The sequence below is a fragment of the Streptomyces sp. YIM 130001 genome (genome assembly GCF_003574445.1).
Classification (GTDB): Bacteria; Actinomycetota; Actinomycetes; order Streptomycetales; family Streptomycetaceae; genus Streptomyces.
The window spans coordinates 144,526-166,383 of record NZ_KZ984560.1 but is presented as its reverse complement, the minus strand read 5'-3'; the positions used below and the strand labels follow the sequence as shown (position 1 = coordinate 166,383).

21 protein-coding genes and 1 pseudogene are annotated in these 21,858 nt (G+C 70.6%); 9 read left to right on the top strand and 13 right to left on the bottom strand.

The features are described from left to right. Positions 1-139: 139 nt before the first annotated feature. The 5 genes from DSC45_RS23190 to DSC45_RS23170 are packed head-to-tail and all read right to left on the bottom strand — an operon-like array spanning position 140 to position 5,823. A complete protein-coding gene (locus tag DSC45_RS23190; protein ID WP_119293848.1) occupies positions 140-1,057 on the bottom strand; it encodes a hypothetical protein in 918 nt (305 codons plus the stop codon). Continuing rightward, positions 1,054-2,100 carry a TniB family NTP-binding protein gene (locus DSC45_RS23185; RefSeq protein ID WP_119293847.1) on the bottom strand — a complete coding sequence of 349 codons (1,047 nt, stop codon included), beginning with the start codon at positions 2,098-2,100 and terminating at the stop codon, positions 1,054-1,056. Before DSC45_RS23185 ends, DSC45_RS23190 begins: the two co-directional genes overlap by 4 nt. Continuing rightward, a complete protein-coding gene (locus DSC45_RS23180) occupies positions 2,091-4,175 on the bottom strand; it encodes a Mu transposase C-terminal domain-containing protein (RefSeq protein WP_119293846.1) in 2,085 nt (694 codons plus the stop codon). The genes DSC45_RS23185 and DSC45_RS23180 overlap by 10 nt, the downstream gene beginning before the upstream one ends. After that, positions 4,141-4,917, bottom strand: coding sequence for a TnsA-like heteromeric transposase endonuclease subunit (locus DSC45_RS23175; protein ID WP_119293845.1), 777 nt, complete (start codon positions 4,915-4,917; stop codon positions 4,141-4,143). Before DSC45_RS23175 ends, DSC45_RS23180 begins: the two co-directional genes overlap by 35 nt. Before the next feature lie 57 nt (positions 4,918-4,974). Beyond that, on the bottom strand, positions 4,975-5,823 hold the full coding sequence (locus DSC45_RS23170) for an NAD(P)H-binding protein (RefSeq protein WP_119293844.1): 849 nt from the start codon (positions 5,821-5,823) through the stop codon (positions 4,975-4,977). Positions 5,824-6,097: 274 nt separating this feature from the next. Between DSC45_RS23170 and DSC45_RS23165 the strand changes: the two genes are divergently transcribed. From DSC45_RS23165 to DSC45_RS23155, 3 genes are all read left to right on the top strand, one after another. After that, a complete protein-coding gene (locus tag DSC45_RS23165) occupies positions 6,098-6,679 on the top strand; it encodes a helix-turn-helix domain-containing protein (protein WP_119293843.1) in 582 nt (193 codons plus the stop codon). A gap of 17 nt (positions 6,680-6,696) precedes the next feature. Next, positions 6,697-7,347, top strand: a complete 651-nt coding sequence (locus tag DSC45_RS23160; RefSeq protein ID WP_119293842.1) for a hypothetical protein — start codon at positions 6,697-6,699, stop codon at positions 7,345-7,347. 160 nt (positions 7,348-7,507) lie between these two features. Beyond that, positions 7,508-7,846, top strand: coding sequence for a DUF2516 family protein (locus DSC45_RS23155; protein WP_119293841.1), 339 nt, complete (start codon positions 7,508-7,510; stop codon positions 7,844-7,846). A 151-nt stretch (positions 7,847-7,997) separates the two neighbouring features. Here the strand turns inward: DSC45_RS23155 and DSC45_RS23150 are convergent, their stop codons facing one another. The 3 genes from DSC45_RS23150 to DSC45_RS23140 form a co-directional block, all read right to left on the bottom strand. Further along, the gene (locus tag DSC45_RS23150; RefSeq protein WP_119293840.1) at positions 7,998-9,398 is read right to left on the bottom strand and encodes a PP2C family protein-serine/threonine phosphatase; all 1,401 of its coding nucleotides are present in this window, start codon (positions 9,396-9,398) and stop codon (positions 7,998-8,000) included. A 384-nt stretch (positions 9,399-9,782) separates the two neighbouring features. After that, on the bottom strand, positions 9,783-10,832 hold the full coding sequence (locus DSC45_RS23145) for a C40 family peptidase (RefSeq protein WP_119293839.1): 1,050 nt from the start codon (positions 10,830-10,832) through the stop codon (positions 9,783-9,785). A 296-nt stretch (positions 10,833-11,128) separates the two neighbouring features. After that, positions 11,129-11,938, bottom strand: a complete 810-nt coding sequence (locus tag DSC45_RS23140; protein ID WP_119293838.1) for a class I SAM-dependent methyltransferase — start codon at positions 11,936-11,938, stop codon at positions 11,129-11,131. Positions 11,939-12,117: 179 nt separating this feature from the next. On the opposite strand from DSC45_RS23140, the gene mshA reads away from it, so the two are divergent. Next, positions 12,118-13,488 (top strand): D-inositol-3-phosphate glycosyltransferase, encoded by a 1,371-nt coding sequence (gene mshA / locus DSC45_RS23135; RefSeq protein ID WP_119293837.1) that lies wholly within the window; start codon positions 12,118-12,120, stop codon positions 13,486-13,488. Then, a complete protein-coding gene (locus tag DSC45_RS23130) occupies positions 13,481-14,026 on the top strand; it encodes a type III secretion system chaperone family protein (RefSeq protein ID WP_119293836.1) in 546 nt (181 codons plus the stop codon). Before mshA ends, DSC45_RS23130 begins: the two co-directional genes overlap by 8 nt. A gap of 17 nt (positions 14,027-14,043) precedes the next feature. On the opposite strand, the gene DSC45_RS23125 is transcribed toward DSC45_RS23130, so the two are convergent. Next, the gene (locus DSC45_RS23125; RefSeq protein WP_119293835.1) at positions 14,044-15,339 is read right to left on the bottom strand and encodes an MDR family MFS transporter; all 1,296 of its coding nucleotides are present in this window, start codon (positions 15,337-15,339) and stop codon (positions 14,044-14,046) included. 141 nt (positions 15,340-15,480) lie between these two features. Here DSC45_RS23125 and DSC45_RS23120 point away from each other — a divergent pair, with 141 nt between their 5' ends. After that, on the top strand, positions 15,481-16,242 hold the full coding sequence (locus tag DSC45_RS23120) for a phosphoglyceromutase (RefSeq protein ID WP_119293834.1): 762 nt from the start codon (positions 15,481-15,483) through the stop codon (positions 16,240-16,242). An 89-nt stretch (positions 16,243-16,331) separates the two neighbouring features. Here DSC45_RS23120 and DSC45_RS36495 read toward each other — a convergent pair whose 3' ends face one another. Together DSC45_RS36495 and DSC45_RS36490 are read right to left on the bottom strand one after the other, a co-directional pair. Continuing rightward, the gene (locus tag DSC45_RS36495; RefSeq protein WP_240434791.1) at positions 16,332-17,033 is read right to left on the bottom strand and encodes a hypothetical protein; all 702 of its coding nucleotides are present in this window, start codon (positions 17,031-17,033) and stop codon (positions 16,332-16,334) included. A gap of 211 nt (positions 17,034-17,244) precedes the next feature. Beyond that, positions 17,245-17,682, bottom strand: a pseudogene (locus DSC45_RS36490) (TerD family protein); the annotation flags it as partial. Between the two features lie 130 nt (positions 17,683-17,812). On the opposite strand from DSC45_RS36490, the gene DSC45_RS23110 reads away from it, so the two are divergent. Then, the gene (locus DSC45_RS23110) at positions 17,813-18,295 is read left to right on the top strand and encodes an SgcJ/EcaC family oxidoreductase (protein WP_205571398.1); all 483 of its coding nucleotides are present in this window, start codon (positions 17,813-17,815) and stop codon (positions 18,293-18,295) included. Positions 18,296-18,488: 193 nt separating this feature from the next. Here the strand turns inward: DSC45_RS23110 and DSC45_RS35835 are convergent, their stop codons facing one another. Both DSC45_RS35835 and phoU read right to left on the bottom strand, forming a co-directional pair. Then, the gene (locus tag DSC45_RS35835) at positions 18,489-18,644 is read right to left on the bottom strand and encodes a hypothetical protein (RefSeq protein ID WP_162929312.1); all 156 of its coding nucleotides are present in this window, start codon (positions 18,642-18,644) and stop codon (positions 18,489-18,491) included. Positions 18,645-18,791: 147 nt separating this feature from the next. Then, positions 18,792-19,475: a phosphate signaling complex protein PhoU gene (gene phoU, locus DSC45_RS23105; protein ID WP_119293833.1), complete on the bottom strand. Its 684-nt coding sequence runs from the start codon at positions 19,473-19,475 to the stop codon at positions 18,792-18,794. Positions 19,476-19,766: 291 nt separating this feature from the next. On the opposite strand from phoU, the gene DSC45_RS23100 reads away from it, so the two are divergent. Next, positions 19,767-21,074 carry a two-component system sensor histidine kinase PhoR gene (locus DSC45_RS23100; RefSeq protein ID WP_119293832.1) on the top strand — a complete coding sequence of 436 codons (1,308 nt, stop codon included), beginning with the start codon at positions 19,767-19,769 and terminating at the stop codon, positions 21,072-21,074. Further along, positions 21,071-21,751: a two-component system response regulator PhoP gene (locus DSC45_RS23095; RefSeq protein WP_119293831.1), complete on the top strand. Its 681-nt coding sequence runs from the start codon at positions 21,071-21,073 to the stop codon at positions 21,749-21,751. The genes DSC45_RS23100 and DSC45_RS23095 overlap by 4 nt, the downstream gene beginning before the upstream one ends. The last annotated feature ends 107 nt before the right edge of the window (positions 21,752-21,858 follow it).

Sequence of the window (21,858 nt, the reverse complement as noted above, 5' to 3'; positions counted from 1 at the left end):
GGACCGCACACGACTCGTGACCCGCCAACTGGGCACACGTGGCAGCCCGGTGACCTGTCTCGATGGACCTGAGCCACTTCGGCTCTCTGACCAGCGGTGGCTCAGGTTGAGCGAGACGTAGAGGCCGGGGTCGTCTCGCTCAACCTGGGCCTTCAGGAGCCGAGTTGTCCTGCGGCCTGCCGTTGCCGAGGGCTGCGGATGTCTCGATGGTGTGCGCGATCATGCGGAGTTGGTGGATGAACCACGGCTTGGCGGTGGTGCGGAGGGAGCTTTCGTTGGGGAGCCGCCGGACGAACTCCGCGTGGAAGGCCCGGAAGTCCTCGTCAGTGCCGGAGAGTGCCAGGCCGCGCCAGCGTGGAGCTGCGTAGAACACCATGGCTTTGACGATCTCGGGATAGATCGCTGCATAGCGCTTGGGGTCCCATGGCCGGACGGTGCGGGCAGGGCGGGGCTGGAGCCGGGCGAGCCGCTGTGTGAGGTCGCTGATCCGGTAGCCGTGCTGCAGGAGGGTGGTCCAGAAGCGGGAGGTCTGTTCGTAGCAGACGTTGATCACGTCGGGGCCGTAGCGGCGAAGGAGCCGGTAGTGACGCTTCTGGGCGGCGACGATCTCCGGCAGATCAGCGAGGTCGAGCTGGTTGGCGGGGGCTTCGACGGCCCGGCCGATCCAGAGGCGATGGGGGATGCAGACCTGGTCGTGGTGTTTCGACATCCAGACCATGACGCCTTGGCCGGGGGCGCCGGTCCTGCGGGCGACACAGCGTCGGCATGCCCATCGGGGAGTTGCGGCGAAGGGACCTTGCGGGATGTTCCACGCCTGTCGCTCCCAGCGGGGGATCGCGTACTGGATCGAGGTCTGAGGCTGTCCGCTGAGGACACTGAGCCGGCCGACCGGATCCAGGCGGGATTCCAGCCAGTGGGAAGGCCGCCGAAGGCGCTGGACGGGCATCGCGTTGGCCGTGGCGAGGCGGTCCAGGAACGAGGCTTCGGTCTCCTGGGGGAAGGGCTTGAGCGGACGCGGCAGCGGACGGAAGACAACGGCCTCGAACGGCCTGTTCACCCCGCTTCCCTGCCTGCGTCAGGCGGGGAATCCGACTCGCTGTTGTGGTCGATCCGGATGCTGCGCAGGGAGGCTTTGGTGATGCGTTCGCTGCCGTCGAGGACGGCGGAGATCGCTGCGGCCCGGATCAGGTGGGAGAGGCTCCCGATCATGCCGCCGGTTCGCTGGTGCAGGTATTTCGACAGACCGGCCAGGGTGCCGGGCGTGTGACGATGCAGGCGAAGCGTGCTCTCCAGCGAGGCGATCAGGGACTGCCACTCGGTGTTGCGGGGGAAGGCGCCGGTGCGGACCAGGATGCAACGGCCCCCGAGTTGCTTGCCGCGGATCCCGGTGAACAGCCCGGACTTCTCGACGTTGATGCCCGCATAGACGAAGGTCGCCGGCAGGTGCTCGGTGAAGTACTTCAGGTGATCGGAGAGGTCTTCGCCGGCGGTGGTCGCGTGGTTGAGCAGGTGTATTTCGTCGACCAGCACCAGGTCCGTGCGGGCCTCGATCAGCACCTGGCAGACGGCGCTGGTGACATCGATGGTGTTGTGCCGCGGGTTGATCACGGGCAGGCCCAGGAACCGGGCGAACTCCAGGGCGAGTTTGCGCGGGGAGCCTTTGGGTGGGGCGGTGATGTAGACAACGGGAATGCGGTCGCTGCCCGGATACCGCTGCTGGACACGCAGTTCGTGGGTGCGGCCGAGCTGTTTCAGTGCCGTGGTCTTCCCGGTCGTCCACTGGCCGGAGACGATCATCCCGCGACGGGCGCCGTGCTCACGCTGGTTGAGCAGGGTCAGCAGCCGCCCCTGATGCGTGATCTCCTTGACCGTGGACGTGCGCACGACCTGCAGCTCGGAGTGATAGGAAATCCGGGCCTCGTCGTAGGTCTCCCGCAGCTGCGGGGACAGGGCCTGCCACTGCTGATCGGGCAGCAACTCGAAGATGGCCGTATCGGCCCCCACGAACCGCCGCCAGCCCTCCAGCCGGGTGGAGGGATCGGTCCGGTCATCGGGCAGACCAGTCTCATCCCCGCCCGGCTCCGCAGAGTTCACCACCATTTCTCCGCCTCCTTGCGCGCATCGAAGATCTCCAGCGGGACGACATCGGCGAGTTCGCCGACCTCCTCGTCATCCGCCGGGTCCGGCTCCGGCGTGGGCGCCGGCCGCGGCCAGGCGGGTTCGCTGGTGGCCCGGGTGCGGGCAGCGACCTTTCGGTCGCGTCGCCGGGCCGGCCGGCCCCTGCCCGCCGCCCGGCGGTCAGGCTCGTGATCGGGTCCGTCCGAGGCCCGGTCCAAAAGCGCTGCCGCCACCTGCGCGACGGCATCCTCGTCCGGCTTGCGCTGCCCGCGTTCGGTCAGGATCTGGTGGGCCCGGTCGAAGACCAGCTCGCCCATCGGGACGGGAGACGTGCGCAGATGGCGCCAGGTCGCGGTGATCCAACCCGTGCCGTGGTGGTTGCGTACCCAGACACAGGAGATGTCGTAGGGGTCGTAGTGGACCTCCCAGAGCTTGCCGTCCGGACCTGCCCCCGAGGGCTGACGCCGGAAAGGGGCGAGTCCGGGGGCGTCGTAAGTACGGTTGTTGATCCGCACCCCGCTGCGGCCGATAACCCGCCACTCACGAGGCATCAGCTGGACGTACTCCTCCGGGCTGAGCGCGACGGGGACGTATCCGGCTGCTGACACCAGCGCGGCGTACTTCTCGTTCGGGCTCAACGGCCGGTCCGGCATCAGCGGATCGCGCAGCCCGTCGTGCGGCCTGGCCTGCCAGACGACGATCCACTCCTGGAGGAGCTCCTGGAGCTCGTGGATGGACCAGGCTGCCTGTGCGGAAGGATCTTTGCCCCGCATCTCGGCACTGCGTCCTGTGTAGCCGGCCACGTACTGGGCGAACATCGTCGATACCGAGCCCAGCGTCCGCTCGATGTGCGGCCTGTCGGTCGGGGTGTCCGGGTGCGCGGGCTGGAACGAGATCCCCAGATGGCGGCAGGCATTACGGAAGTTGTCCGAGATGAACGCCTTGCCGTGGTCACTGACCACCGTCTCCGGAACGATCACCGGGACCGCGGCGGCCTTGTCCAGCCGCTCGTCCAGCGGCAGCAAGGAAGCGTAGGGAAGCACGGAGCGCGACATGCGCAGAGCGTCGGACCAGCCGGGCCGCACCGGTTCCGGCGTCATCGCGCGTGCCAGCAGCAACGCGGCATCGACCGCCTTCGTCGACGGCCGCAGCACCACCGCAGCCAGCGTCCGGGTGGCCAGATCGATCAGCCCGGTCAGCTCGCAGCGGTCCACCGTCCCGTCATCATGGATGACCATGACGTCCAGCGGTGTGGAGTCGATTTCCATCACCTCGCCGGGACGGGCCGCCGTCAGCTGCCCGAACATCCGCTTCGGCTGCTTGCCCAGCGAGCGGCGGGTGCGGGCCGAACCGAACAGATGCTGCCCGGTCGAGACCGCCTCCAGCAGACGGTAGAACGTCGCCCGGGACGGCATCCGGACCACTCCGGCACCGTGCTCGGCGGCCAGGAGCCGTTCGACGCGGCGCCGCAGCACCTGTGCGGAGACGGTCGGCTCGTCGGTCCGGCTGCCCGCGACCTTCGCGATCGCTTCGACCACCCGGGGATCGGCCCGGCTCGTGCCGGTGGCGGGCTTGCGTAGCCTGCCGTCGACCAGACCCGCTATCCCTTCGTTCTCGAAGCGGGACCGCATCCGGCGCAGCGTGCTCAGCCCCACCTCCTCACCGCAGTCCCGCAGTTCGGCCACCTTGGCCAGCTCCCGCTGCCGCAGAGAGTGCACCGTCGGGTCGTACTCGGCCCGCACCGGGACGTTGGCATCGCCGTCCGGGCGGCCGGTGAGCAGCTCGGTCAGATGCCGCCTCCACCACTCAGCCCGCTGCTCCGCTTCCTCCGGCAGCCCCTCCAGCACCCCGGCCTCCGGCAGCGGCGGCCGGCTCAGCGCGGTGCTGAGCACGGTGAAACCCTCCGACGCCAGCAGGTGTCCCAGCAGCACGACGCCGGCGGCCTGGGCGTCATCGACCAGCCGCACCGACGTGCCGTGCAGGGCGGCAACCGTGTGCTCCCGCCCGTCGTAGCGGACCCTGTCACCCAGCGACAGCAGCCGCGGACGTGCCGGCATCCCCTCCCACCTCCTCCGAGACCACAGACACCGGGCTCACCTGCGTGGCCGCCGACAGCAGACCGGCCTCCAGATCCACCGCCAGCTCCCGGCGCCAGAGCAGATGGAAGAGCACCGGGAGCACGACGATCGGATCACCCACCGCACGGGCCCCCGCCAACAGACCCCGGGGCCGGGCGAATCCCGCCCGCAGCTCCGCCGCCACCGGCTCTCGCCGCACCCGCGGATGCCGGTAGCCCGACAACCAGCGCAGATTCGCCGCCAGCACCGGATCGAGCACGCCCACCCGCTCGAAACCCCAGCCCACCCGCGCGCAGGCCGCCGCCGTGACCTCGAACTTCACCGCGTCCTCGGGCTCGATCCGGTCATCGGGACGCACATCCAGCACCACACCGGTGCCGTCCCGGCGGCGCACGAAGTAGTCCGGGGTATGGCTGATCCGCCGAGCCCGGCCGTCAGACCGCCACGAGAGCCGGAACGGCTGCGACGCCATCGCCACCACACCGGGATCACAGTCCAGCCGCAGCAGCTGACCGAGTTCCACCCACGACTCGTAACCCACCAACTCGGCGCACGTGGCAGCCCAGTACCAGCCGGGAAAATTGCGCTGACCGGGGTACGACGGGAACGTCCGCACCTGCCCGGCCGCCTCGAAACGCGTCGGCCACATCACCTCAAGAGGCCCTTCATGCAGGTCACCGCCAGCGTCGACGTACTCCAGCCAGAAGTCCTCAGCCTCCACCGGCCACCTCCACCCCGCGCCGATCGTCGTCGTTGCCCGCTCGGTGGTGTCCGACTCTCACCCGTGTGCCGACAGGACGTCGCGGAGAGCGAGAGGGGAGCGGCCGGTCAGCTGGGTGTAGTCGTTTCGGACTCGATCCCAGCGCTGTTCACGCACCGAGGCGAACATGGATGAAAAGGCGTAGAGCCACCAGGGATCCAGGCCGGTCGCCGCAGTCTCGGCATGGTAGGTGTCAGCCGGGATGTCCACGTAGGTGACAGGCGTCTCCCATGCCTCCGCCGTGATCGAAGCGATGCCTGCCAGGTCCACCGACTCGGGCCCCGTGATGTCATGGTGACGGCCGGTCGGCTTACCCACCGCGAGTGCGGCGAGGGCGCGCGCCACGTCGTCGCGCGCCACCAGGGAGACCCGGCCATCCGCTGCCGGAAGCCTCAGCAGCCCGGTCGCGCGCGCCTCGGTGAGCCAGCCTTGGAAGAACTCGATGTACAGCGAAGCCCTGGCGAACGAGCATGGGACGCCGGAAGCCAGAAGCAGATCCTCGGTGAGCCGGTTGGCCACGGCGTAGCAGAACGGGGACGCTATGTCGGCGTCAACGCTGCTCAGCGCCGCGACATGGCCGACACGCTCAGCCGCCACGGCGGCGACAACGTTGCGGTGGTGCAGCAGCACCCGTGCATCGGGTCCGTCACTGGAGACGAGGACGAGAGTGTCCACACCCTTCAGCGCCGCACGCAGAGCGGGCGGATCGGCGTAGTCGGCGACGGCGATCTCCACCTGCGGGGGAAACGCCTCGGCAGGCAGCCTCCTCCTGGTCATTGCTACGACGTCCACGTCGGCCCGGTCCGCGAGCAACTGCACGACCCGCCCGCCCAGCCTGCCCGCCGCCCCAGTCACCGCGATGCGCATCGTTGCCCCCGTCGCCTTGTCACCAGTCGTACAACCGTAGGCAGCCAAGCGCGGCAGCGGCTCAGAAAGAGCGAGACAGAACGGCAGATGGCCAAGGTTGACTGAGACACACGGGTAGATGGCTCAGATAGACCGAGACTGGCCCACCTTCAGCGAGACAGGTCACCCGGTACCAGCCGGGAAAGTTGCGGTGACGGGACGGCCGGAGTGGCATGTAGCACTATTGCAAGCGTCTGCTTGCAATAGTTAGCGAGTGTGCGGCACCATCGGGGGCATGGCATCGCTCAACGTCGGCAACCTCGGTGAGTACCTGCGAGAGCAGCGGCGCAATGCGCAGCTCTCGCTCAGGCAACTCGCCGATGCGGCCGGGGTGTCCAACCCGTATCTGAGCCAGATCGAGCGCGGTCTGCGCAAGCCGAGTGCCGAGATTCTGCAGCAGTTGGCGAAGGCGCTGCGGATCTCCGCGGAGACGCTGTACGTGCAGGCCGGGATCCTCGACGAGCGCGACCGTGACGAGGTGGAGACCCGCGCCGCGATCGTCGCGGATCCGACGATCAACGAGCAGCAGAAGCAGGTGCTCCTGCAGGTCTACGAGTCGTTCCGCAAGGAGAACGGCTTCGGTTCCGCCCAAGGGACCGACCAAGGGACCGACCAGGGGAGCGCCGGGAACAAGGCCCCGCAGCACGATCGGGGCCAGGACCCGGACGACGCTCGGGGCCACGGCCCGAAGAGCGGTCGGGCGCCCGGCTCGAAGGACACCGTCGACACCACCGGGCCGACGGCCGGCGATGATGCCGGCCGCTCCGGTCGCGGGCCCCGCACGGCCGACGGCAGCGATGCCGAACCCTCGAACTGACCCGGAGGAACACTGCCATGGCCATCAAGGAAGACATCCGCAAGACCCTCAGCGACCCGACCCCGCTGTACTTCGCGGCCGGCACCGCCGACCTGGCGGTGCAGCAGGCCCGCAAGGTGCCCGAGCTGATCGAGAAGATCCAGGCCGAGGCGCCCGGGCGGATCGACGCGGTGCGTCAGACCGACCCGAAGGACGTCCAGGAGAAGGCCGCGGCCCGCGCCAAGGAGGCGCAGGAGCAGCTGCAGAACCGGGTGGGCGAGGTGTTCGGAAGCTTCGACACCGACCTGCGCAAGCTCGGTGAGACGGCCCAGGACCTGGCCCTGCGCGGGGTCGGCGTGGCCGCCGAGTACGTGATCAAGGCCCGTGAGACGTACGAGAAGGTCGCCGAGCACGGCGAGCAGACCGTGCGGACCTGGCGTGGCGAGGCGGCCGACGACATCGTCGAGGCGGCCGTCGTGGTCGAGCCCGAGCCGAAGCAGGTGCCGGTGGTGGAGCCGAGGACCGAGACGGCCCCCGCGAAGAAGGCGCCGGCCGCAGCCGTGACGAAGAGCGAGGCCCCGGCGAAGAAGGCCGAGGCCCCCGCCGCGCCCGCGAAGAAGGCCCCGGCGAAGAAGCCGGCCGCCAAGAGGACCACGGCGAAGAAGAGCACGCCGCCGGCCGGGAAGTAGACCCCCGCGAAGGGGGTGCTGCAGCGACGTGGAGCGTCCCGCCGGGCCGGGGGCCGAGGCCCCCGGCCCCGTGTCCCGCTTGGGCACCATCGGCGTGCGCGGGGCGTTCTACGGGTACGGTGACGGCGTAGAGACGTAGAGATTTCAGGTGGTGGGCACAGTGTTGATGACCGGCTTCAGCAGCCTTATGTCGCTGATCTTCCTCGCCATTCTGGTGCTGGCAGTGGTGGCTCTGGTGATGGCGGCGATGGCCCGCCCGGACGCTTACCTGGCGGCGAACAAGCAGAACAAGAACTTCTGGCTGATCATCCTCGGCATCACGGTGCTCGTGAATCTGGTCGTGCAGATGGTCTTCCTCCAGATCATCGGACTCATCGCCACCATCGTCTTCATGGTGGACGTGCGCCCGGCGCTCAAGGAGGTCTCCGGCGGCCGCCCGCGCCGCGGTGGCGGCAGCAGCAGCGACGGCCCCTACGGCCCGTACAACGGCGGTCGGTGACCCCTCCCGCAGCTGCGCACCTTTGCCCCACCGAGTAGCCCCACTCGCCCGCGGCCCGGTTCTTGCCGGGCCGCTCGGCGTTTCCGCGGGATGTCGCGGATGGGGCCCCTGGATGCCCCGCGGGTGGCGAGCCCCCGGCCGTACGGCCGGGTCAGCGGCCGTTGCGGTCGAGCAGGAGCACGGCGACGTCGTCGGTGAGTTCGCCGCCGTTGAGGTCGCGGACCTCGTTGACCGCCGCTTCGAGCAGGTCGTCGCCGCGCAGCCCGTCGGACAGCTGGCGGCGGACCATGGAGACCATGCCGTCCTGGCCGAGGCGCTGGTTCCCCCGGCCGATGCGGCCCTCGATCAGGCCGTCGGTGTACAGCATCAGGTTCCAGGCGCCGCCGAGGTCGACCTGCTGGCGCGGCCAGCGGGCGTTCGGCAGGATTCCGAGTGCCGGACCGCCGTTCTCGTACGGCAGGAGCTCGGCCTGGCGGCCGGCGCGGGCGATCAGCGGTGACGGGTGGCCGGCCAGGCAGAGCCCGGCGCGGCGCCCGTCGGGCGAGATGTCGACCGTGCACAGCGTCGCGAAGATCTCCTCGTCCGGCCGCTCGTGCTCGAGCACCTGCTGCAGGGTGGAAAGGAGTTCGTCCCCGCACAGACCCGCGAAGGTCAGGGCACGCCAGGCGATCCGGAGTTCCACGCCGAGCGCCGCCTCGTCCGGGCCGTGCCCGCAGACGTCGCCGATCATGGCGTGCACCGTGCCGTCCGGGGTGCGCACGGTGTCGTAGAAGTCGCCGCCGAGCAGGGCGCGGGAGCGCCCGGGCCGGTAGCGCGCGGCGAACCTGAGCGGCGAACCCTCCAGCAGCGGTGTGGGCAGCAGGCCGCGCTCGAGCCGGGCGTTCTCCTGGGCGTGCAGCCTTGACTCGGTGAGCTGGCGCTGGGCGACGTCCGCCCGCTTGCGCTCCACGGCGTAGCGGATGGCGCGGCTCAGGAGCCGGGCGTCCAGCTCCTCGCGGAACAGGTAGTCCTGTGCGCCCACGCGCACCGCCTCCGCGGCCCGCTCCACGTCACCGGACGCGGTGAGCGCCAGGACAGCGTGCCGCGGGGCCAGGCGCAGTACGTGCCGGAGCGAGTCCAGCTCGTCGCGGTCGCCGTCGCTCTCGCCGCCCGAGGCCTTGCCCCCTGCGGCGCGGCCGCTGCCGCCCGGGGCGGGCAGGGCCAGATCGAGCACGATGCAGTGCACATCGTCCGTGAGCAGCCGCTCGGCCTCGGTGAGGTTGCGTGCGGTGCGGATACGGATCGGCTTGCCGGCGGTGTCGAGCAGCTCCGGCACGCGCAGTGCCTCGGCCGGGTCGTCCTCGATGACCAGCAGGGTCAGTCCGTTGCTCGTGGTGCTTGTGGTGCTTTCGTCGTTCTCGGTGTTCCCCTGGTTCTCCGTGCTTGCGGTGATTCCTGCGTCCCCGTCGCCTGCGGTGCTGGTCTCGACACCGGGCGGCGGTGCGGGCATGGAATGAGCCTGACCGCCTTCCGCGGCCGGGATCGCTCTCTGCCGCGGTATGGGTACGGGCATCGGCTGGTCCTTCCCTCCCCCCGAGGGCACGGTGGAACGACATTCGACGCTCCACCCGACGGGGACCATAGCGGTAGCCGCGGCCGGTAGGGAATGGCGCTTCGTGAAGAGCCGGTGTCATATGCCGCATCCCGTACCGCAATTGGCCACTGCGGGCCCCTACCAGGAATGACGAACATCACGCCGCGCGGGTTGTCAGGGTGGGGCAGGTCACGTGAGACGGGCCACGGGAAGCGCGCTGCGAGGCGCCGGACGGATTCCGTACGCCCCGACATGTCCGGCTTCCGGCGGCGCGGTGCCGCAAGCGCCGGCTACTCCGTGCCGTCGGCGCCCGGGGCCCCACGTGTCCGGGCCGCTGCCCGTCCGGCGTGCCGACCCGCCGTGCTACTTGTCCGGCCGGACCACGCCCAGGATCGGCATCGAACCCGCGCCTGCCATCGTCACATCGCGCCCGGGCCGCGGTGCGTGCACCATCGCGCCCTCTCCTATGTACAACCCGACGTGACTGGCGTCCTTCTGATAGATGATCAGGTCGCCCGGGCGCATGTCCTTGATGTCGATACGGGGCAGCTGCTTCCACTGCTCCTGGGAGGTCCGCGGGATCACGCGGCCGCCGGCCACCCAGGCCTGCGAGGTGAGCCCGGAGCAGTCGAACGAGTCCGGCCCCTCGGCGCCCCAGACGTACGGCTTGCCGATCTGGCCCGTGGCGTACTCGATGGCCTTCTTGCCCGCGGCGGTCGCCCGGCCGTCGATCTCCTTGAGGATGCCCGAATCGAGCCAGGCGGTCTGTGCCTCGAGCTGGGCGTTCTCCTCGAGCTTGCGCAGTCGCTTGCGCTCGTCCGCGGCCAGCTTCGACTCGAGCTTCTCGGCCGCCGCGATCCGCTCCTTGATGCGCTTCTTGGCCTTGGCGCGCTTCTTGCGGTTCGCCTCGAGCTTCTTCCACTGCTCGGTCGCGCTCTTGGCGTAGGACTCCAGGTCCTGCTGGGTCCTGGTCAGTTCGCCGAGGAGACCCTTGGTCGCCTTCTGGCCCTGGTGCAGTCGGTCCGCGCTCTCGATGTACTTCTGCGGATCGTCGCTGAGCATCAACTGCGCCTGAGGCGGCATCCCGCCGCCGCGGTACTGCGCGCGGGCCGCGGCTCCGGCGCGCTGCTTCAGGCCGCTGAGCTTCTTGCGGCCCTTCTCCAGGTCCTTGGCCAGGCGGACGATCTCGGTCGACTGCTTGTCGGCCTTCTCCTCCGCGAGGTTGTACGCGTCGGTGGCCACGGCTGCCTGGTGGTAGAGCCGCTCGACCTCTTTGTGTATGTCGGCAAGTGTCTTGGGGGTGGCCGGAGTTCGGGGCTCCGGTTCGGCGACGGGCCTGGTCCGGGGGTCTGCCGACGCCGGGCCGGACGCGGCCAGTACCGTCGCCGCGCACAGGAGCGCGGCGGCCGTCATGGTCGATGAACGCCTGCCGATCACGCTGTCCCCCTAAAACTGATGTCGCGTCAGTAACATCCGTGGTTTCCCGGGATGGTGCCACGCCCGCGTCCAATCCAACAGACCGGCACACGGCCCCGAACCCCCATCCGCCACTTCTGACGTACGGCCCCGGACAGACGTTCCCCGGCCTCCGCTCGCCACTCGTGTGGGTTACGTGAAGCGCGGGGCGGATACGGTCGGCAGAGCACCGCAAGGCCCCGGCTACGGGATGAAACGCCGTCAACAGCAGTCGAATCGGCGTCAACCACGCGCTACGGGCGCATTCCCCCTCGCGTTCCCCCTCGCGGTGCCAACGCCTCCCACGCCACCGTGACTTCGCCCTGCCGCCACCGCGAACTGCGGTCCGTCACAGGCCAGTCGGAGCCCAGATCCGTCACCGCGCGCACCCAGCGCTGCCGCGCCCCGTACGCCGCATAGGGCGCTGCGACGGCCCAGGCCCGGTCGAAGTCGCGCAGGAACGCGTGCACGGGCTCGCCCGGCACATTGCGGTGGATCAGCGCCTTCGGCAGCCGTTCCGCGAGATCCGACGGGCGCTCGAGCGAGCCGAGGCGGGTCGCGAACGTCACCGTGCGCGGACCTTCCGGCCCGAGCGCCACCCAGACGTGCCGCCGGCCGATCTCGTCACAAGTGCCCTCGACCAGGAGACCGCCCGGCGCGAGCCGGGACCTGAGTTGCTGCCAGACGCCGGCGACCTGCTCCTCGTCGTACTGGCGCAGCACGTTAGCCGCACGGATCAGCAGGGGCGGGCGTTCGGTGGGGACCTCGAAGCCGCCGTGCCGGAAGGTCAGCCCGTCGACCTCGTACGGGTGGGCCGCCGCGACCCGGGCGGGGTCGATCTCCAGGCCGACGACCTCGGCGGCGGGGGCGGCCCGCCGCAGCCGGTGCAGGAGTTCGACCGCCGTCCACGGGGCCGCGCCGTAGCCGAGATCGACCGCGAGCGGGGCGGTGGCCCGCTGCAGGGCCGAGCCGTGGACGGCCGCGATCCAGCGGTCCATGCGGCGCAGTCGATTGGGGTTGGTGGTCCCGCGCGTGACGGTCCCTACCGGACGGGTGCGGGCCATGAGCCCCAGTATCCGGGGACGCCGGAAGGATTCGTACGGGCGGGGGACGCCCTCCCATCAGGTGTGGGGCAGAAACGGTTGAGCGTGGCGGGCAATGATTTGGCAAAGTGGAAATGGAGCGGCGTGCTCCGGTGTTTTCGAGCTGAAGAGTGCCTCACGTCCGCAAGGAGGACCGCCAAGTGGGCCAGTACGGGACCGGGCTCGGCGAACGTCACAGCGTCAGCACACCCTCACGGCTCCGCATCTCCGGCGGGCACCGAAAGCCCCGCCGGGTCGCCATGCTCAGCGTGCACACCTCACCGCTGCACCAGCCGGGCACCGGGGACGCGGGCGGGATGAACGTCTACATCGTGGAGCTGGCAAAACGCCTCGCCGCCATCGACATCGAGGTGGAGATCTTCACGCGCGCGACGACCGGCGGCCTCCCCGCGCGCGTGGAGCTCGCTCCGGGAGTGCTGGTCCGGCACATCGACGCCGGTCCCTACGAGGGCCTCGCCAAGGAAGAGCTGCCCGCCCAGCTGTGTGCCTTCACGCACGGCGTGATGCAGGCCTGGGCAGGACACCGGCCCGGCTACTACGACCTGGTCCACTCGCACTACTGGCTGAGCGGTCACGTGGGCTGGCTCGCCGCCGACCGCTGGGGCGTCCCCCTGGTGCACGCCATGCACACCATGGCCAAGGTCAAGAACGCCGCTCTCGCCGAGGGCGACACCCCCGAACCGGCCGCCCGCGTCATCGGCGAGTCCCAGATCGTCGACGCCGCCGACCGCCTGGTCGCGAACACCGACGAGGAGGCCGACGAGCTCGTACGCCACTACGCGGCCGACCCCTCGAAGGTCGCCGTCGTGCACCCCGGGGTCAACCTCGAACTCTTCCGCCCCGCCGACGGCCGCCGAGCCGCCCGACAGCGGCTCGGACTGCCGCAGGACGTCCTGATCCCGCTCTTCGCCGGCCGCATCCAGCCGCTCAAGGCGCCGGACGTCCTGCTGCGGGCCGTGGCAGACCTGCTCAGCCACCGGCCCGAGCTGCGCAGGCGGCTCGTCGTACCCGTCGTGGGCGGGCCGAGCGGCAGCGGGCTCGCCAAACCGGAGGGGCTGCAGAAGCTCGCGTCCCGGCTCGGCGTGGCCGACGTGGTGCACTTCCGGCCGCCGGTCGGGCAGGCGGAGCTCGCGGACTGGTTCCGCGCCGCCTCCGTCCTCGTCATGCCGTCGTACAACGAATCGTTCGGCCTCGTCGCCATAGAGGCCCAGGCCGCCGGCACACCCGTGATCGCCGCCTCCGTCGGTGGTCTGCCGGTGGCCGTACGGGACGGGGTCAGCGGATACCTCGTCGAGGGCCACGAACCGGCCGCCTACGCGCGCGTGCTGGCCCGTTTCGCCGACGACGAGCACCTGACCGACCGGATGGGCGAGGCCGCGGCCCGCCATGCCGAGTCCTTCGGCTGGGGCACCGCGGCCTCGGCCACCGCCGACGTCTACACGGCGGCGATGCACGAGTACGCCGCCACCAGGACAGCCCGAGGCAGTCGCGTACGCTCGCAACATGGCTGAATCAGCGGTAGGCACGACGGACGCCAAGGCCTCCTCGGCGGCCGCCGAGGACGCGGCCCGCGGCACCCTCGAGGCGGCGCTCACGGAGGCCGGCATCGAGTGGGAGAACCCGGAACCCGGCTCCTACGTCGCGAAGCTCCCCGGCACCCGCAAGCTGTCCACCACGGTCTCACTGCTCGTGGGCCGCCACTCCCTGTCGGTGAACGCCTTCGTCATCAGGCACCCCGACGAGAACGCCGAGGGCGTGCACCGGTGGCTCCTGGAGCGCAACCTCAAGCTCTACGGCGTCAGTTACGCGATCGACCCGCTCGGCGACATCTACCTGGCCGGCAAGCTCCCGCTCGCCGCCGTCACGGCCGACGAGGTCGACCGCCTCCTCGGCTCGGTCCTGGAGGCCGCGGACGGCGCCTTCAACACCCTCCTCGAGCTCGGCTTCGCCTCCGCGATCCGCCGCGAGTACGCCTGGCGCGTCTCCCGCGGCGAATCCACCCGCAACCTCGATGCCTTCAGCCACCTCACGGAGCCCCGGCAGCCGTAGCCGTTCATGCCCGGCGGTCAGACGGCCCGCTCCACCGCTTCCGGCTCCGTGGGCTGCTCCACGCTCGCAGCCTCCTGCGGCTTCGGCACCCGCACCGGCACCACCGGCTCCGGCAGCCCCCGCATCAGCAGCCAGTAGCCCAGCGCCGCCACCGTCCCGAGCGCCGCGCAGCCGGCCCAGAGCCAGTCGGCGCCGAAGCGGTCGATGACGGTGCCCGCGAGGAGGGGCGCCGCGAGGGCCGCCACCGCCCAGGACAGTGAGTACACGCCCTGGTAGCGCCCACGGCCGTGGAGCGGCGAAAGACGGACCACGAGGCCCATCTGGGTCGGTGCGTTGACGATCTCGGCGAGGCTCCAGACGATCACCGTGAGGGAGTAGACCGCGACCGAGCCCGCGAAGGCGGTGAGCCCGAAGCCGTAGCCCGCGAGCAGCGCGGAGATGATCAGCAGCTTCTGCGGATCGCGGTGCTCGATGAACCGGGTCACCGGGATCTGCAGGGCCACGATCAGCACGCCGTTGACGGCCATCGCGATGCCGAAGTCCGATGAGGAGAAGCCCACCTGGCCCATCGCCACCGGCAGACCGACGTGCGCCTGCATGAAGATCAGGGAGATCAGGAACGACAGGCTGACGACCCCCATGAAACGGCCGTCCCGCAGCACCGTGCCGAGGCTGACCGCGGGTTCGTCCGCGGCGGCGTCCGCCCCGTCCGCCCGCTCGGGCCGGGACTCGGGAAGCTTCAGAAAGACCAGCACCGCGCAGGTCAGGGTGAGGACGGCCTCTCCGAGGAAGCCCGCGAGATAGCTGTACTCGGCGACGAACCCCGCGCCGACCGAGGACAGCGCGAACCCGAGGTTGATGGCCCAGTAGTTGAGCGCGAACGCCCGTACCCGGTCCTCGGGTTCGACGATGTCCGCCATCATCGCCTGCACCGCGGGACGCGAGGCGTTCGAGGCCATGCCCACCAGGAAGGCCACCGCGGCGATCGACAGCGGCTCCGTCATGAAGCCGAGCAGGGCCACGGACAAGGCCGTCGAGATCTGGGCGACCAGCATGGTCGGGCGCCGCCCCAGCCGGTCGGTCAGCACACCGGCGCCGATCGAGGAGACGACACCGCCGAGGCCGTGCAGCGCTGCCACCAGACCGGCGTACGAGGCCGAGTAGCCACGGTCGACAGTCAGGTACAGCGCCATGAAGGTGGCGACGAAGGCGCCGAGACGGTTGACGAGGGTGCTCGTCCAAAGCCACCAGAACTCCCGGGGCAGACCCGAGACGCTCTCTCTCGTGGCTCTTCGGAGAGACGCGACGGACACGTGTGTGCTCCCGGAGGCATGACAGGCGGAAGGTGCCTGCTCACACGGCCGCGACGAGCACACGTAACAGGCGAATCTGACGCGCGCAGCTTACGATTCCCCGGCGCGGCGCACCAACGGATTTCGATTAGGCTCGGACGCATGGCCGACGCACCGTACAAGCTGATCCTCCTCCGCCACGGCGAGAGCGAGTGGAACGCGAAGAACCTGTTCACCGGCTGGGTGGACGTCAATCTCAACGAGAAGGGCGAGAAGGAGGCGGTCCGCGGCGGTGAACTCCTCGCGGGCGCGGGCCTGCTGCCCGACGTCGTGCACACCTCGCTGCAGAAGCGCGCGATCCGTACCGCGCAGCTGTCCCTCGAGTCCGCCGACCGCCACTGGATCCCGGTCCACCGCTCCTGGCGTCTGAACGAGCGTCACTACGGCGCTCTGCAGGGCAAGGACAAGGCGCAGACCCTCGCGGAGTTCGGCGAGGAGCAGTTCATGCTGTGGCGCCGCTCGTACGACACCCCGCCGCCGCCGCTCGAGGACGGTGCGGAGTACTCGCAGAGCGACGACCCGCGCTACGCGGACATCCCGCCGGAGCTGCGCCCCCGCACCGAGTGCCTCAAGGACGTCGTCACGCGCATGCTGCCGTACTGGTACGACGGCATCGTCCCGGACCTCCTGGCCGGCCGCACCGTCCTGGTGGCGGCGCACGGCAACTCGCTGCGCGCACTCGTCAAGCACCTCGACGGCGTCTCCGACGCGGACATCGCAGGCCTGAACATCCCCACCGGCATCCCGCTCGCCTACGAGCTCGACGCCGACTTCAAGCCGGTCAACCCCGGTGGCACCTACCTCGACCCGGACGCCGCCGCGGCAGCCATCGAGGCGGTCAAGAATCAGGGCAAGAAGAAGTAGCCGCAGACGCCGGATCCGCGCCCTCGACGTGCACGCGCGGTGTGCGTCGAGGGCGTACGTCTGTGGGGCCCGGGCGGTGACGGCGGGGGTCAGCCGGGGCGCTTGAACTCCGCCGGGCCCGCGTTCAGTTCGATGGTGCCGTCCGCGTGCAGGACCGGGCGGCTTTCCGCCATGCGGCCACCGTAGGCCTCGATGTGCTGGATCGATGCGCCCTCGGGGACGGTGAAGTCGACGAGGGCGATGGCGACCCAGTACCTGGTCTTCGCGTTCTCGAAGAGCGGCACGGTCACCGTCGAACCGCGGCTGTCCGTGACGACGACCTTGGCGCCGAAGCTGCGGAACGAGCCGAAGCCGTTGCTCACCGCCGAGTAGGCGCAGAACAGCACGTAGCCCTGCTCCTCGGGCCGGGAGATCCGGACTGTCTCGACGCCCGGCTCCAGGGAGTCGCCGTCGAGGCGCAGGAACGGGGCGTCCTGCAGGGAACCGAGGTTCCGGTAGTAGACCGCGTTCGAGCCCTCGCCCTTGGCCGGTCGGCGCACGTCCCGCCGCGGCGCGATGCCGGGGACCGCAGGGTCGCCGTGCGGCACGTGGCGCTTGACCAGGGAGCCGGGGGCGGTCGGACCGCGCAGGGCCTCGGCGGCCGGGACGAACAGCGCGTACAGGTCGAGGTCGGCGCCCTGCTTGCGGCGGCGGTCGTTGCCGCCGTCCCATTCGAGCGTCGCGGTGACGACCAGCTCCGGATCTTTTTTGTCCAGGCTGGTCGCGATCCGGCTGCCCTTGTCCAGACTCACGGCGCCGAGCGGTGGCTTGGTGAGGTTCGGCCGTGGCGTGGGGGGCAGGAGCGCAGGCGGGGGCCGGAACCTGCGTGGGCGTAGGCGCGGGTGCCCCAGGAGCAGGTGCGGGAGCCTGCGCGGGCACCGCGGGCTCGTCGACATGGACTCCGAAGTCGGTGGCGAGTCCGGCGAGGCCCTCCGCGTAACCCTGGCCGATGGCGCGCAGCTTCCAGGCGCCGGCCCGACGGTAGAACTCCAGGAGCAGCACGGCGCGCTCGCTCGCGGTGAACGGCGGCGGGTCGAACAGCACAGGCTCCGCGCCCGGTGCCGTGACCCGGACCGAGACGGCCGGGATGTCGCCGAAGGTGCGGGACGTGTCCCCGGGATCGCAACTGGCGACCAGCACCACCCGGTCCACATCGGCGGGCAGCAGGGCCGGTTCGAGCTCGATCCGCTCGGGCCCGGCGGTGTCCGCGGAAAGGTGCCGTACCGCTCCCACCTCGGCCGCGGGTTGGTTGTGGAAGACCATGTCGGCGTCGGACCTGACCTTGCCGGCCGCGTCAAGGAGAAGGGCGCTGAGGTCCAACGGCGCACCCGGCGGGCCCAGTTCGGCCGTGACACGGCCCGCGCCCACGGGTGTGTTCTGACCTCGGCTCAGCTCCGCCATGGGTGCCCCCGATTCATCGGATCCCGGCGGCCGGCCGATCCCTGCGACCGTCCGCGGGCACATCTTCGCACCGGCGAGCGCCGGGCTGGGGCGAGGAGCCGGGGCTACGGTGGTGGCAGAGGGAGGCACCATGACCGGAAGTACCCATTCCGTGGTCGGGATGCCGGACCCGGAGGCATTGCACCGCTCGCTGCTCGCGAGCTGGAACGCCCGCGACGCCGCCGGATTCGCCGGCCACTTCACCGAGGACGGCGCCAGCATCGGGTTCGACGGCAGCACAGTCCTCGGGCGCGAGGCGATCGAGGACCACCTGACCGGCCTCTTCGACGCCCACGATCCCGCCGCCTACGTGGCCCTGGTGCGGGAGGTCCGCCCGCTGGGGGCGGACAGCGCGCTGTTGCGGGCCGACGCGGGCATGGTCCCGCCCGGAGGCACGGACCTCAATCCGGCCGCGCACGCCGTCCAGTCCCTGGTCGCCGTACGGGACGGGGCGGCGGGCCGGTGGCACGTCGCGCTGTTCCAGAACACACCGGCCGCCTTCGACGAGGATCCCGAGGCCGCCGACGACCTGACCCGTGACCTCCGCCAAGCACTCCGCGCGGAGCAGCTCTGACGGCGCGGAAACAGCGCTGACCGCACGGGAACGGCGCTGACCGCACGGAACAGCGCTGACCACACGGAACGGCTCTGACCTCGCGAGCGGCTCCCGCCCGTACGGAGAAGCTGGCTCCGGCCCGTACGGAGAAGCCCGCGCCGGCCCGCCTGGGCCAGCCCGGCCCGCGCGCATCAGCCGATCGGCAGCTGCGTCAGCCGCCGCACTGACAGGGCGCCCCCTGCTGGCAGCCGCAGCCGCAGCCCGAACCGCATCCGCACGCGGCGAGCAGGGGGAGGTGCAGAGCCCCGGCCGGTTCGGCCGTGGACGCGGGTTCCTGTGGGGCGTCGGGCGTGGGGGTGTCGGCCATGGGACCCTCCTCGTCGTGCGCCACGAAGGCGCAGTTGCCTACGCCCAGTTCATGCCCAGCTCCCGAGGCGCATCAACGGCGCACGGAGGCTCTCGTCCGGGCCGACCGCGCCTTGCGCGCCCCTCGCGGGAACCGCCCGGCCCGGCCTCAGGCCCCTTCCACCGGCTGCGCCCCGCCCGCCTGGAGCTCGTCCGCGTGCTCACCGGTGACCAGGTAGACCACACGCTTCGCGACCGACACCGCGTGGTCCGCGAACCGCTCGTAGTAGCGGCCGAGCAGCGTCACGTCGACCGCCGTCTCGATGCCGTGCTTCCAGCGGTCGTCCATCAGGTGCTGGAAGAGCGTGCGGTGCAGCAGGTCCATCTCGTCGTCGTCCTGCTCGAGCTGCAGCGCCAGATCGATGTCCTTGGTGATGATGACCTCGGCCGCCTTGGCCATGAGCCGCTGCGCGAGCTGCCCCATCTCGAGGAGCGTGGCGTGCAGGTCGTGCGGCACGGGCGACTCGGGGAAGCGGAGCCTGGCCAGCTTCGCGACATGCTGCGCGAGGTCGCCGGAACGCTCCAGGTCGGCGCTCATCCGCAGCGAGGTGACGACGATGCGCAGATCGGTGGCCACCGGCTGCTGCCGGGCGAGCAGGGCTATCGCCCGTGCCTCCAGGTCGTGCTGCAGATCGTCGACCTTCTGGTCGGCGGCGATCACACTCTCGGCCAGCTTCAGGTCGGCGTCGAGCATGGCCGTGGTGGCGCGCCCGATCGCCGAGCCGACGAGCCGGGCCATCTCGACGAGGCCTTCGCCGATCGAGTCCAGTTCCTCGTGGTACGCGTCCCGCATGGATGTCCCTCTCTCGTACGTCCGGGGCTCTGACTCCCCACGCTCCCACGGTGGGGTCCGAACGCGACCGTTACCGGCACCCGGTATGAATCAACCTGGTCGTCGAGGTGAACTCTGGGCGACGCGGAACGTCCTCTACCGCCCCTCCCGCGCGTGGGTGCCCGGTTCGTCCAGCTGCAGAGCCACCCAAATGAACCAACCCCGTACCGTCGGTGAACTCTCGGCGACGAGTGTCCGAGATGACAGGCGGACGGCTGTGGCCCGCCCCTGACCCATGCCTAACCTGGGGGCATGGACGTGAACGCGGCGGTCGCCGCAGCGGCTGCGATCGCCGGCGTGTGTACCGGGGTGGTCGCCACGCTGGCGTTCCGCTGGAGCGAACGCGAGCAGAAGCGCCCCACCAGAACCTCTCTGCACATCGACCCTGTCCTGCCTCCGGGCGTGGACACGGTCCTCTCCGTGCTCCGCTCCTCCGCAGTGGTGCTCGACGAGGCCGACGCCGTCGTCAAGGCCAGCTCGGCCGCGTACGCCCTCGGCCTGGTGCGCGGCGGCAAGCTCGCCGTCGACCCGATGCTCAAGATGGCCCACGACACCCGCAGGGACGGCGAGATACGACAGGTCGAGCTGGACCTGCCGCGCCGTGGCACCGGCCGGGGGGAGGCACTCGCCGTCTCCGCGCGCGTGGCCCCGCTCGGCTCCCGCCTCGTGCTGCTCCTGGTCGAGGACCTCACGGAGGCCCGCCGTATCGAGGCCGTACGCCGCGACTTCGTGGCGAACGTCAGCCACGAGCTCAAGACCCCCGTGGGCGCCCTCTCGCTGCTCTCCGAGGCCGTCATGGACGCCGCCGACGACCCCGAGGCCGTTGAGCGCTTCGCCGGCAGGATGCAGGTCGAGGCGACCCGGCTGACCAATCTGGTCCAGGAACTGATCGACCTCTCGCGCGTGCAGAACGACGACCCCCTGGAGGACGCCGAACCCGTACGCGTCGACGAACTGGTCGCCGAGGCCATCGACCGCTGCCGCCACCAGGCCTCCGCCAAGCAGATCACCATGGCCTCCAACATCGGCAACGGCGCCGAGGGATCCCCCCGGACCAACGGCCTCTACGTATGGGGCCACCGCGGCCAACTCGTCGGCGCCCTCGGCAACCTCGTCGAGAACGCCGTCAACTACAGCCCGGCCCGCACCCGCGTGGGCATAGCCGCCCGCCGCGTCAGCGCCTCCGGCGGCGAGCTGATCGAGCTGGCCGTGACCGACCAGGGCATCGGCATCTCCGACCGGGACAAGGAGCGCATCTTCGAGCGCTTCTACCGGGTCGACCCCGCTCGTTCGCGGGCCACCGGCGGCACCGGCCTCGGCCTCGCCATCGTCAAGCACGTGGCCGCCTCGCACGGCGGGGAGGTCACCGTGTGGAGTTCGGAGGGACAGGGCTCCACCTTCACCCTGCGGCTGCCCGAGGCGGGTTCCGCACGCGACCGCAAGCCGCTCCACCACGAGGACGCGGACCTCGACGAAGAGGACCGTCCCGCAGACCGCTCGACCCACCGCGTGACTCGCGAGACCCGTGAGCCGCTTCCTGCCCCGGAGGTCCTTCCGTGACCCGAGTGCTCGTCGTCGAGGACGAGGAATCCTTCAGCGACGCTCTGTCCTACATGCTCCGCAAGGAAGGGTTCGAGGTGGCCATAGCCGCCACCGGGCCCGACGGGCTCGACGAGTTCGAGCGCAACGGCGCCGACCTGGTCCTGCTCGACCTGATGCTCCCCGGCCTGCCCGGCACCGAGGTCTGCCGTCAGCTGCGTGGCCGTTCCAACGTCCCGGTGATCATGGTGACCGCCAAGGACAGCGAGATCGACAAGGTGGTCGGCCTGGAGATAGGGGCCGACGACTACGTGACGAAGCCCTTCTCCTCGCGCGAACTGGTCGCCCGCATCCGCGCCGTACTGCGCCGCCGCGGTGAGCCCGAGGAGGTCACGCCTGCCGCCCTCGAGGCCGGACCCGTCCGGATGGACGTCGACCGCCACGTGGTCACCGTCTCCGGCTCCAAGGTCGACCTGCCGCTGAAGGAGTTCGACCTCCTGGAGATGCTGCTGCGCAACGCCGGCCGTGTGCTGACGCGGATGCAGCTCATCGACCGCGTCTGGGGCGCCGACTACGTGGGCGACACCAAGACCCTCGACGTCCACGTCAAGCGCCTGCGCGCCAAGCTCGAGCCGGACCCGGGCGCCCCGCGCTACCTGGTGACCGTGCGCGGCCTGGGCTACAAGTTCGAGCCGTAGGCCTCACCGGCCGCCGGCCCTGCCCATGCCGAGGGCCCCACCGCTTGTGGCGGTGGGGCCCTCGGCGTACTCGGACCTCCCGGCCGGACGGTGCGTGGCCGGGAGCT